Origin of the sequence: Kribbella sp. NPDC050470 (genome assembly GCF_044458365.1) — a bacterium.
Taxonomy (GTDB): Bacteria; Actinomycetota; Actinomycetes; order Propionibacteriales; family Kribbellaceae; genus Kribbella.
Genome location: NZ_JBITHV010000007.1, coordinates 590,593 through 601,652, shown reverse-complemented (window position 1 = coordinate 601,652; position 11,060 = coordinate 590,593). Strand labels below are relative to the sequence as shown.

General features: G+C 69.5%; 11 protein-coding genes. 6 read left to right on the top strand and 5 right to left on the bottom strand.

Features of this window, described 5'->3' with window-relative positions:
* Positions 1–404: 404 nt before the first annotated feature.
* Positions 405–1,508 carry a substrate-binding domain-containing protein gene (locus tag ACIBGM_RS23990; protein ID WP_396386806.1) on the top strand — a complete coding sequence of 368 codons (1,104 nt, stop codon included), beginning with the start codon at positions 405–407 and terminating at the stop codon, positions 1,506–1,508.
* On the opposite strand, the gene ACIBGM_RS23985 is transcribed toward ACIBGM_RS23990, so the two are convergent.
* Complete coding sequence (locus tag ACIBGM_RS23985; RefSeq protein WP_360530787.1) at positions 1,505–2,167, bottom strand: TetR/AcrR family transcriptional regulator; 663 nt, start codon at positions 2,165–2,167, stop codon at positions 1,505–1,507. The genes ACIBGM_RS23990 and ACIBGM_RS23985 overlap by 4 nt on opposite strands.
* A 99-nt stretch (positions 2,168–2,266) precedes the next feature.
* Between ACIBGM_RS23985 and ACIBGM_RS23980 the strand changes: the two genes are divergently transcribed.
* A complete protein-coding gene (locus ACIBGM_RS23980) occupies positions 2,267–2,698 on the top strand; it encodes a PPOX class F420-dependent oxidoreductase (protein WP_396386805.1) in 432 nt (143 codons plus the stop codon).
* A 10-nt stretch (positions 2,699–2,708) separates the two neighbouring features.
* Here the strand turns inward: ACIBGM_RS23980 and ACIBGM_RS23975 are convergent, their stop codons facing one another.
* Entirely contained in the window at positions 2,709–4,574 is a 1,866-nt protein-coding gene (locus ACIBGM_RS23975; RefSeq protein ID WP_396386804.1) for a DUF2264 domain-containing protein, read from the bottom strand.
* The gene (locus tag ACIBGM_RS23970; RefSeq protein ID WP_396386803.1) at positions 4,571–6,307 is read right to left on the bottom strand and encodes a heparinase; all 1,737 of its coding nucleotides are present in this window, start codon (positions 6,305–6,307) and stop codon (positions 4,571–4,573) included. The genes ACIBGM_RS23975 and ACIBGM_RS23970 overlap by 4 nt, the downstream gene beginning before the upstream one ends.
* Positions 6,308–6,479: 172 nt before the next feature.
* On the opposite strand from ACIBGM_RS23970, the gene ACIBGM_RS23965 reads away from it, so the two are divergent.
* The 4 genes from ACIBGM_RS23965 to ACIBGM_RS23950 all read left to right on the top strand — a co-directional run bounded on the left by ACIBGM_RS23965 (position 6,480) and on the right by ACIBGM_RS23950 (position 8,102).
* A complete protein-coding gene (locus tag ACIBGM_RS23965) occupies positions 6,480–7,079 on the top strand; it encodes a hypothetical protein (protein WP_360530775.1) in 600 nt (199 codons plus the stop codon).
* A gap of 35 nt (positions 7,080–7,114) precedes the next feature.
* Positions 7,115–7,603: a DUF2505 domain-containing protein gene (locus ACIBGM_RS23960; protein ID WP_360530772.1), complete on the top strand. Its 489-nt coding sequence runs from the start codon at positions 7,115–7,117 to the stop codon at positions 7,601–7,603.
* A gap of 122 nt (positions 7,604–7,725) precedes the next feature.
* A complete protein-coding gene (locus tag ACIBGM_RS23955; RefSeq protein WP_360534766.1) occupies positions 7,726–7,923 on the top strand; it encodes a hypothetical protein in 198 nt (65 codons plus the stop codon).
* Between the two features lie 35 nt (positions 7,924–7,958).
* A complete protein-coding gene (locus tag ACIBGM_RS23950) occupies positions 7,959–8,102 on the top strand; it encodes a hypothetical protein (protein ID WP_396386802.1) in 144 nt (47 codons plus the stop codon).
* On the opposite strand, the gene ACIBGM_RS23945 is transcribed toward ACIBGM_RS23950, so the two are convergent.
* Both ACIBGM_RS23945 and pruA read right to left on the bottom strand, forming a co-directional pair.
* Positions 8,099–9,166: a hypothetical protein gene (locus ACIBGM_RS23945; protein ID WP_396386801.1), complete on the bottom strand. Its 1,068-nt coding sequence runs from the start codon at positions 9,164–9,166 to the stop codon at positions 8,099–8,101. The genes ACIBGM_RS23950 and ACIBGM_RS23945 overlap by 4 nt on opposite strands.
* Before the next feature lie 74 nt (positions 9,167–9,240).
* Positions 9,241–10,968, bottom strand: a complete 1,728-nt coding sequence (gene pruA, locus ACIBGM_RS23940) for an L-glutamate gamma-semialdehyde dehydrogenase (protein WP_396386800.1) — start codon at positions 10,966–10,968, stop codon at positions 9,241–9,243.
* Positions 10,969–11,060 lie beyond the last annotated feature (92 nt).

Sequence of the window (11,060 nt, the reverse complement as noted above, 5' to 3'; positions counted from 1 at the left end):
CCCAAACCGAGATCGAAACCGACGACCTACCCGCACTCACCGCCTAACCTCACCCCAGGATCACGCAGCACTACACCACTTCCAGGGGCTTGACCCCGGCCGGTCACGTCCGTTGGACGAGCCTCCGGCGAGAGCCGCGGAGGGTGCTGTGATTCGGCGACTGACAGTTGCTGCTGAGCAAGGCGGCAGGTGAGGAGAGTGGTCGTGTCATCCGTTCGGGTTGTTGTGTGCCGACGGGCAGGTCGTCCGTCGGGCACATCCACGCGGGACAGCGGCCGGCGGCCGCCGGCGAGCAGTCTGGGCGACGGTGGCGTTCAGCCTGAGCCAGATCCGGCGCCCGCCGGAGGCGGTGGAAGGACAGCCGCCGCTGGCGGTCCTACCAGTCGAGGGCGGGGGTGGTTGTGGTGAGTGAGGAGAAGTTGTTCGGGGTGCAGCGGCGGGAGCGGTTGATGGGTGAGCTGCGGCGGCATGGGGCGATTCGGGTGCGGGAGTTTGCGGGGCTGCTCGGGGTGAGTGAGTTGACCGTACGGCGGGATATCGCGGCGCTGGCGGCGCAGAACCTGCTGACCAAGGTGCACGGTGGGGCGACGCTGCCCACGGATCTCGGGCCGGCGACACAGATTCGGCGGCGGGGTACTGGGCCGCCGCGGTTCACGATCGGGATGGTGGTGCCGTCGCTGGACTACTACTGGCCGGCGATCGTGTCCGGTGCACGCTCGGCGGCCGCGGCTCAGGACGTCCAGGTCCAGCTGCGCGGGTCGACGTACGACTGGGCCGAGGACCAGCGGCAGATCACCCGGCTGATCGAGTCGCAGCAGGTGCAAGGCCTGCTGCTCGCGCCGAATCTGGACGGTGACGACGTCGGGGAGATGATCCAGTGGATCGGCGACCTGCCGGTCCCGGTGGTCCTGGTCGAGCGGCACCCGCCACGCTGGACGCCGACGAAGCGCCAGTTGGAGTGGGTTCGCAGCGACCACGCGCTCGGACTGGAGATCGCCGTACGGCACCTGCATGAGCACGGGCACCGCAGCATCGGCCTGGTGCTGTCCAAGGGCAGCCCGACGTCAATGCACCTCGAGCGCGGCTGGGAGCTGGTCTGCGCGGAACTCGGCATCTCCCCCGACCTGATCATCCGCGAGTCGATCCGGATGGTCGAACCCGGCTACCGCGAGACGATCGCCCAACTGCTGGAACGCTGCCGCGCCGCCGGTGCGACGGCCCTCGTCGTGCACTCCGACCCGGACGCGATGTCGATCGCCCAGTACTGCACCGAGCGCGGCATCACCATCCCGGACGACCTCGCGATCGTCGCGTACGACGACGAGGTCGCCCGACTCGCCGAGCCGGCCATGACCGCGATCCGGCCGCCGAAGCCGATGGTCGGACGGACCGCGGTCGAGCTGATGGTGGCCCGGCTGATCGAGGGCAACCGGCGCCCGGCCCAGCGGATCCTGGTCACTCCCGAGCTGATCATCCGCGACTCGTCGATTCCGCTTCGCGTCCGCTAGCGCCGCTTTCCGGCAACTCCCCGGCCGCTCGCGGGCGCGTAACCGCGGAGGAAGACCCGCACGCCGGCCCGGACGATCCGGTCCAGATCCGCCTCCCGGTTCGCGCCGGCTCCGTGGTGGAACGGCACTGCCCCTTGCACCAGGAGCATGAGGTGGGTCGCGGCCAGCTCCGCGGCGGCCTTCGGCTCTTCCGAGGGGTCGAGGGTCAGCAGGCCGCGATCGGCTATCGCACCCAAACACCCGGCGAGTGCCGCGACCACTCGCCGCGGTCCGGCCTGCTGCCAGGCCTCGACCGCCGCCGGCGGGATGTGGTCGAGGTCGGCGTTGACGTGCCGCACCAGCGCGAAGTGACTCTGGTAGCCGGTCATCGGCCTGGCCAGGTCCCGGCCGAACGCCTCGAGGTCGTCCTCGAGGTCGACGATCTTGCCGAGGTGCCGCTCGATGATCGCGATCTGGGTGTCGGCGACCCGGGTCGCGCTGTCCTGGATCACGGCCTCGAAAAGCTTGGCCTTGTTGCCGAAGTGGGCGTAGATCGTCCGCGTGGACACCGCCGCAGCCGCGGCGATCGCGTCCATCCCGGCCCGCGCGTACCCGTCCCGGGCGAACTCCTCGAGCGCGCCGTCGAGGATCGCCCGCCGCTTGTCCGATCTGCCGGTCACCGAAACTTCCTCTCCGCCGGAATACAACCAGCGTTTTACTAGTTGCCATCTACGTAGTACTTTAGCCGAGATGCACACCCTCGAAGGGAGCGACAGCAGATGTCCTTCACCCAGGACGAGATCGAGTACATGCACACCCAGCCGGTCGGCCGCATCGCGACCGTCGCCTCCGACGGCCAGCCGGACGCGGTCCCGGTCGGCATCGAGTACGACGGGACGTACTTCTACCTGAGCGGCGGACACCACCCGGAGAAGACCAGGAAGTACCTGAACGTCGGCGCCGGCAACACCAAGGTGGCGCTGCTGTGGGACGACGTGGTCACCACGTCGCCGTGGACACCGCGGTTCCTCCGGGTCTACGGCACGGCTGACTTCGTCGAGCACACCGGCATGTTCGGGACCGGCAAGTACCTGCGGGTCACGCCCACGGTGTCATGGAGCTGGAACCTCGAGGCCCTGCCGTTCGACGGCTCCAACGACCGCGAGTTCGAGCCGAGGCGGACGGTCCACAACGTCCGTACGGCGGCCTGACGCCGCTGCCTCACGTGTCCAGACGCAGGTAGTCGACCCAGCCGTCCTCCCACTCGACGCGAACGGCGCGGCCCTCGCCGGACACGTGGGGCGCCTGGTCGGGCGGTCCACCCAGACCGACGACGGCCACGTACAGCACCCCGGCCTCCGGCTGCACCCGGGCACAAGGGATCGCGGTGTGGGTGCCTACCGGACTGGCATCGGTCAGCCGCCGTACGTCGTACTCGAAAACGTTGCTGCTGGCAACGCATGACACGAGACCGTCGGACGCGACCTTGGCTTTGTTGCCCTCGAGCGTGTCGAGCGGCGGCTCGTCGGCGGACAGCGGCCAGCCGCTGAACTCGAGCCGCCACGAGGGATCCACGTCACCCTCGACGACCACGGCCCGCACCTCGTGGCTGCCGCGCAGTACAGAACCAACCACCAGCCGCGGGCCCTCGACCACACTGCCGCCGCGACCCGAGCCGTGCTCGGGCCCGTGGTCCTCGTCGGTCCGCACCCAGTGCGCGGACGTCACCGAAACACCAGAGCGCACCGTGGTGAACCCGTTGCGATGGCTCGGGCCGAACTCGGGATGCACGAGAGCCACGCTGTTCTCGATCGCACCCGACCACGCCTCCCGGTCGAGCGGCGGCATGGTGTGGGTCGAGTAGCCGAGCCGCGCGTAAAGCGGCGAGTCGGCCCGCTGGTCGCCCGGGACCGAGTGATCGGTGCCGTGGTTGGCGATCCGGACGACGCCGTCGGCCTTCGTGCCGCTGACGATCCACCCCGGCTCCGCGATCTCGAGCGTGAAGTCGCCGGTCTCGACCGGCAGCGGTTCCTCGGTCGCGGTCCACACCGGATGATCGGCCGGCAACATCAGGCCGAGCATGCCTTTGACTGCCCAGTACGGCGATCCCGGCCCGGAGTACGACTGCGCGATCCGCGGCCACTCGCCGTACCAGCCAAGGTTCAGCAGACCCCGGTCGTCCGGCACACCGTGATCGAGGAAGTGCGCGAGCATCCCGGAGGCCGCGCGCCGCAGCAGCCCCGGAGGTACGTCGGTCGCACCCGTGACAGCCCCCATCCACAAGGGAGCAGCCGCCGCGAACCGGTACGTCAGACTGCGGCCCTGGACCAACGGCGAGCCGTTGCCGCCGATCAGGTGGACGGCGGTCTCGACGTACTGCGCAAGTCGTTCACGCCACGCGGACACCAGCTTCGGGTCGGCCGACGGATCCATGGTTGCCCAGAGCAAGGGATAGACGTGCAGCGCCCACCCGTTGTAGTGATCGAACGCGCGCTCCGGCCCGTCGGCGTACCAGCCGTGGTCGCGGTACAGCGACTCGTGCACCGCCAGCCCGCTCTCGATATCGGCGCTCGACCACGGGCCGCCCACCGATTTGAGGAACGTCTCGACGACGATCTGGAACCAGACCCAGTTGATCGGCGGGTACTCCTCGCCGACCACGGTCCCCAACCAGTCCACGATCCGCTCGCGGTCGGCCTCGCCGAGGCGGTCCCACAACCAGGGCCGGCTGAGATGCAGACCGAGTGCGATCGAGCACGCCTCTACCTTCGCCTGCCCGAGCCGGTCCGGACGCGGCCAGGCATGCGGCGAGGCCGGGTCGGTGCCGGCGCGCAGACCGGCGGCGTACCACTCGGCGACCCCGTGCGGATCGTTGCCGTGCTCACCGTGCAACCGGATCGCGGCCAGCAGGAACGACCGCGCGAACGCCTCCAGCGAATCGCTGTCGGGACCGTACGCACTCGGCTGGCCGGGCAACTCGATGCGCGCGTGATCCGGCGACGCCCACGGGCGCAGCGCCAGCAACAGCCCGTCCGCGGTCGCCGCCCAGGACTCCCGGGTCATGCCGGTGTACGGCGCGTCAGTCACGGTCGCTCTCCTCTGCGGACGGTCAGGCGGAAGGATTTGCCCGGGCAGTCGACGACCAGCCGGTGCACGGTCGGGCCCCACACGCGTTCGAGCAGCGCGTCGTCGACTGCCCGCTCCTCAAGGTGTCCGGCGCCCAGGTCGGCGTTCCAGGTCAGTTCTGCGCAGCCGCCGCCCAACGTGTTGATCGTCAACCGGCCGGCGTCGTGGCTGATCGGCGTACCGGCGATGACGAAGTGCTCGGCGGCCGACCCTTCCCACTCGTCGGCGATCGTGATCGCGCCGTCCGCCACAGTCGCGACGCGGCGGCAGCGTGGCGCCTCCGGATACGCATGCGTGAGGTCGAGCGCCAGCGAGTTCTCCCGTACGACGAGATCCGTCGCTCGGTGTTCCGGGCCGGGCTGCTGCTCGTGGCCGCTGATCACCGGCACGTTGTGCCAGCCGCTCTGGACCACCCACTGCTCGTAGCGCCGATCGGAGAACGACAGCGCCGTGTACGTCGGCTGGCCCAAGTCGATCAGCACCGGTGTGGAGTCGAGGGCCACGATGAACGAGCCGACGTCGTTGTGGTTGTGGTTCTCATCGTTGTGCCCGCCCTTGATCGCCAGGGTCAGACCACCGTTGTCGCGGGCAACAAACAGTTGCACGTCCGGAAGCCACGTCGACTTCGGAAGCGGCAGGTCGGCCTTGCCGGCGTTCCACCAGGTGTCGTCGGTGAGCCCCAGCACCGCGCGCCCGAGCCCGGCGGCCGGAGCGATCGGCAGGTCGCGGTGCGCGGCGGCGGCTTGTGCCATCGCCTCGGCGTCCTGGTGGTAGCGGGCCCAGCGATGGAGGACATGCCACGGCTGGTTCGGGTCGGGACGGGCGGAACCGTCTGCGACGTTGACGTACCAGCCGTCGCCGAGCGCGACCCGCTGCGGATAGCGGACCATCTCCGCTAGCGGCGTACAGGACCATGGTGCGAACGCGCCGTCGGTGACGCGGTCGAGGAGGTCGAGGGCCAGCGCGAGTCGGGCCGGGCCGTTCCACCAGTAGGCGTAGCCCTCGTCGCAGCCGCCGTCGGCCGGCATCGCGTCGAGATAGCGGCTGAGACCGTCGACCACGAGGTCGGTGACTTCCAGCTGGACCTGCGGGTCGTCCTCGAGGAACAACGCGACGGCGAGGACGTGGCCGTGGATCCACGGGTTCCAGTTGTGCAGGCGTCCGTCGAGACCGAGCCAGTGCCAGCGACGGTCGGTGCGGAACGGTTGGGTGACTCGGTGCCGCGTCTCCCGCCGCATCCGCCGACGCAGGCCGGGCACTCTCTCGTCCAGTGCGGGTCCGAGGACGAGGTCGGCCCAGGCGAGGATCTCTGCGGTCTCAGCTGCGCCTAGGTCCAGGTACGGCTCGTCGGGATCGCCGACCACCTCGCTGCGGGCGGTCGCGAAGGACTCGTGCGCCGCCCAGCACCAGGTGGTCTGCTCACAGAGCAACATCAGTCCGTCGGCGGCTGCGTCGACGTATGCCTGGTCTGCTGTGAGTGCGGCCGCCAGGACGGCGGTCGACGTACGGCGGCGGAGCTCACCGGCGGGGTCTTCGTAGGCCGTGCGTACGCCGTCGCGCCAGTAGCGCGCGTAGTCGGACAGCAGCGTCTGCGGCCAGGGGCGGGCGCGATCCACGTCTGCGTCGTCGAGGATCGCCTGGGTGAGTTCCGGCGGCCGGTCACCCCACACCTCTCGCCGCGTGAGGTCAGCCACCCCGGACCGCGCCCGTGCCGCCCTGACCGCCTCCTCACGCCCTACACCCCCCACCGCAGCCCACCGCTCCACCAACCTCACCCCACCCACCCTACGAGCAAACGCTTCCCCATCAGCCAGTCGGCATGACCGCCGCTCGCGACCAGCTGCTTCGCTGACGCCAGTGGGCGCGGTGGCTGGGGTTGTGGCGGTCGCCGTACTGGGTGTGGGTGCGGTGGTTCGGCTGGATGGGTCTGAGCCGCCGGTGGCGACTGCGACGCCTGCACCTGTGCCGGCGGTGGGTACGAGCGCTCAGGAGCGTGCGGATCGGCTGGCTCGGCAGTTGGCGGCGCTCGAGGCGCAACGGCGGGCCGCTGCGGCTGCGCTCGACGCCCGGCTGGACGCGATCGAGACGAAGGTCGCAGGAGACGGTCTGATCGTTCAGCGGCAGTCGCGAGCTGTCCGGATCCTTTTCGAGGAAGGGGTGTTCTCGCGCGGCGGTGAGCTCACGCCGGCCGGGCGGGACGACTTGGTTGTGCTCGGCAAGCGGCTGAAGGGCCTCGACGCCGCGATCACGGTCATTGGCCACTCGGTCGTCGTACCGGGGAGCAGCTCGTCGGGTGGCTCCCGTACGGCGTTGCTCCGGGCACGGACCGCGACCCAGCAGCTCAGCCAGGCGTCCGGGTTGCCGCTCACCGCCTTCACGCTGCAGTCGGGCGACCAGCGCGTCGCACCGTTCCATACGGCGGCACAGAACCGGACCGTCAGCCTGCTGCTCGCGCCTCGGGGGTAGTCGGGTGACCGAGCGGTAGTGCCATGATGTCCGGCATGGAGCTGAAGCTGTCGGCGTCGTACGACGCCACACCCGAGGAAGTGTTCGCGATCGTCACGGACGCCACCTTCCGCGAGCAGGCGTGCCAGAAGACCAAGGCGCTGTCGTACTCCGTCGAGGTGACCGAGTCCGGCGGCGACACGATCGTCAAGGTGCAGCGCGAGATGCCGTCGGATGACGTGCCGGACATCGCCCGGAAGTTCGTCGGCCAGACCCTGACCGTCGTACAGACCGAGACCTGGCACCCGGCCGCCGCCGACGGGTCCCGCAAGGCCGACGTCAGCGGCGAGATCAGCAACACGCCGGTCACCCTGAAGGGCAACGCCGAGATCACCCCCACCGGCGCGAGCACGGTGCAGGCGATCGACCTGGACGTGAAGGTCGCCGTCCCGCTGATCGGCAAGAAGATCGAGCCCTTCGTGGTCGGCGCCATCCGCTCCGGCCTGCAGAAGGAGCACGAGCTCGCGCGGGACTGGACCCACTGAGCCTCGATCCGTGATCCCGGCCCGCGGCCGGGGTCACGGATCGAGGCGGTGTGTCGCTCCGCTGATGGGCTCACCTGCGGTGGCAACCTGAAGGGAAGTGTTGCTCCGGAGGTGAGCCCGTCATGCGGAAGAAGCGTCAGCGCGCGGAACCGGCCGGCGAGGACTCGCAGTACTGCGTGTTCTGCGCGACCGTGATGCCGTTCGAGCGGATCGAAGCCGCCGACCACCTGGTCGACGAGCCCGACGAGTGGATCTGCGTCAAGTGCGGATCCGCCCTCCTGGTCGACCCGCCCCTGCAGGAGCTCAACCGCACCGCCTAGAGCGGTGGTCCGAACACGCACACCACCGGCCTGGCGTGTGCGGGGTCGAACGCCAGCGCCGGACCAACCGCCGCTGGGCCGCGGGCTTCCTGGAGTTGCTCTGGGACCAGTACGACGGAGCGCCCACCGGCCCGGAGGTCTCGCCCTCAATCAACAACCTCCCGGGTCAGTACACCTAGTCGAAAACCAGCGTCCTGAGGGCCACGTGGCCTTCCTCGTCGATCACGTAGTGGGCGTGGCCTTCGTGGTCGACGGCGACGCCTTCGACCCGGCGGATGTCGCCGAAGTGGTGAACGACCTTGGCGCTGACCACGCCGCCGGCGCTGTCGTCCGGGAGCTCGAACCGGACGTGCTCGGAGGCGGCGTTGGCGCCCTCCGGGTGGTCCTCGAGGACGGTGGCCGACTTGCCGGACGCGTCCAGGTCGCCGATCACCGCGTCGAAGCGGTCGCCGCCATGGGTGTCGAGACCGCGGAACCCGGCCGGCGCATCGACGCTGCCGACATCGCCGAGCACCCAGACGTTGCCACACCGCGGTACGGCGTTCGGGTCGTCGAAGAGCTCCTCGACGTTCTCGAGCTCGACCAGGATCGGGTGGCCGTCGGCGGTCACCGGGTAGCGCAGGCCGAGCAGCAGCCGGCCGTCGGCGCGGAACTCGGCGGCCTCGATGTTGACCGGGCGGTCGGTCGGGAGGACGGTCCCGGCCCAGCGCTTGGCCTTCTGCTCACCGATCGCGATGGTGGCATCGACGTACGCCTGGCGCTCGAGCTCGCCCATCGGCAGCAGCTCGACGTCGGCCAGGGCGTCGTTGATCGCCCGGTGCAGCGTGAACCGCAGCCTGACGACCTCCAGCGTCGCGCGGCCACCGGTGTCGACCGCGTCCGCCAGCGACTGCTCGCTGACCCGGGCGATCCAGGAACGCTTGGCCGCGAGCGGTCCCGCCTTCTTCCCGAACTGCGAGCCGACGACGTAGACGTAGCCGTCCCGCGAGGCGCACGCCTCGGCGTCCTCGGTCTTGCCCGCGTGCACCCCGGCGTCCGCGAACACACGCATCGCCGACCACTCGTCGTCGAGCGGCGCCCCGGCGGTGTGGACGAGCAGCGCCAGCGCGTCCTCGGCGGTCGCCTCGTCCAGCACCGTCACGAACGCGCGGTCCCAGCCGTGGCGGTCGAGGACGTCCGGCCCGAACACACGGCAGAGGTCGGACGCTTCGTTGGGCTCGAGGTGCAGGTCGGTTTCATGCATACCCGGGAAACGTCGCAACGGGCCCACCTACTCCCGATCCCGCCGATTCCCGGGTAAACCCCGACCTTCCCTGATCAACCCTGATGCGGGTACCGGTAGTCGGTCGGCGGGGCGAAGGTCTCCTTCATCGAGCGCGGGCTGGCCCAGCGGATCAGGTTCCACATCGACCCGGCCTTGTCGTTCGTCCCCGACGCCCGCGACCCACCGAACGGCTGCTGCCCGACCACCGCACCGGTCGGCTTGTCGTTCACGTAGAAGTTCCCAGCCGCAAACCGCAGGTAGTCACTGGCCGCAGCCACCGCATGCCGGTCCTGCGCGATCACAGCACCCGTCAGCCCGTACGGCGCCGCGCTCTCCATCTGCTGCAGCACCGTGTCGTAGTCGGCGTCGTCGTACACGTGCACGCCGAGGATCGGGCCGAAGTACTCGGTGGTGAAGATCTCGTCGGTCGGGTCGTCGGACACGATCAGCGTCGGCCGGACGAAGTACCCCTCGCTGTCGTCGTAGGTGCCACCGGCAACCACCTCGAGCCCGTCGGCCCGCCGGGCCCGGTCCAGCGCCACCTTGTGCTTGGCGAACGCCCGCTCGTCGATCACCGCACCGATGAAGTTCGACAGGTCGGTCACATCACCCATCGTGAGCGACTCGGTCTCGGCCACGATGTCGTCCCGGATCCGGTCCCACACACTGCGCGCGACGTACGACCGAGACGCCGCCGAGCACTTCTGACCCTGGTACTCGAACGCACCCCGCACCATCGCGGTCTTCAGCACCGCCGGATCCGCCGACGGATGCGCCAGGATGAAGTCCTTGCCACCGGTCTCACCGACCAGCCGCGGATAGGTCTTGTACGACGCGATGTTCGCACCCACCGCCGACCACAACGACTGGAACGTCTTCGTCGACCCGGTGAAGTGAATCCCGGCCAGATCCGGATGCGTCAGCGCAGCCTTGGACACCTCGATACCGTCACCGGTCACCAGGTTGATCACACCCGCCGGCAGCCCCGCCGCCTCCAGCAGCCGCATCGTCCAGTGCGCCGCGAACTGCTGAGTCGGCGACGGCTTCCACACCACCGTGTTCCCCATCAACGCCGGCGCGGTCGGCAGGTTGCCCGCGATCGCGGTGAAGTTGAACGGCGTGATCGCGTAGACGAACCCCTCCAGCGGCCGGTAGTCGACCCGGTTCCACACCCCCGGCGACGAGATCGGCTGGTCACTCACGATCTGCCGCGCGAACGCCACGTTGAACCGGAGGAAGTCGATCAGCTCACACGCGGCGTCGATCTCGGCCTGCTGCACCGTCTTGGACTGACCCAGCATCGTCGCCGCGTTCAGCGTGTCGCGCCACGGGCCGGCCAGCAGATCGGCCGCCTTCAAGAAGATCGCCGCCCGGTCGTCGAACGACAACGCACGCCACGACTTCGCCGCGCCCAGCGCCGCGATCACAGCCTCCCGGCCGTCCGCCTCGGTCGCATTACCCAGCGTGCCGAGCACATGCCGGTGCTTGTGCGGCTGCACCACCTCGATCGGCGCACCACCACCGACCCGCTGCTCACCACCGATCGTGCAGGTCAGGTCGATCGCCCCCGCCGCAGTGAACTCCTTGAGCTTCGCCTCCAGACTCGCCCGCTCCGACGATCCAGGCGCATACCCCTTGACGGGCTCGTTGGCGGGAGTAGGTACAGCGGTGACGGCATCCATCGTGCGGTGCTCCTCGATCAGGGTTGTGGATCGTGCTGGTACGCCGGTGCGGGTGGGCGGCGCGCTCGCTGGTGACACCAGCATGGTGCCATGACTCACCACCGGAAACGAACCTGACCAGCAACCTGACCACAAGCCCGACTGGTCCGCTCGGCGACCGGCCACTCATTTGTAGCATACGTTTCACGCCA

Coding starts and splice junctions, on each gene's coding strand:
- ACIBGM_RS23980 (WP_396386805.1), top strand. CDS start 2,267: ATGTCCTTCACCCAGGACGAGATCGAGTACATGCACACCCAGCCGGTC.
- ACIBGM_RS23960 (WP_360530772.1), top strand. CDS start 7,115: ATGGAGCTGAAGCTGTCGGCGTCGTACGACGCCACACCCGAGGAAGTG.
- ACIBGM_RS23955 (WP_360534766.1), top strand. CDS start 7,726: ATGCGGAAGAAGCGTCAGCGCGCGGAACCGGCCGGCGAGGACTCGCAG.
- ACIBGM_RS23945 (WP_396386801.1), bottom strand. CDS start 9,166: ATGCATGAAACCGACCTGCACCTCGAGCCCAACGAAGCGTCCGACCTC.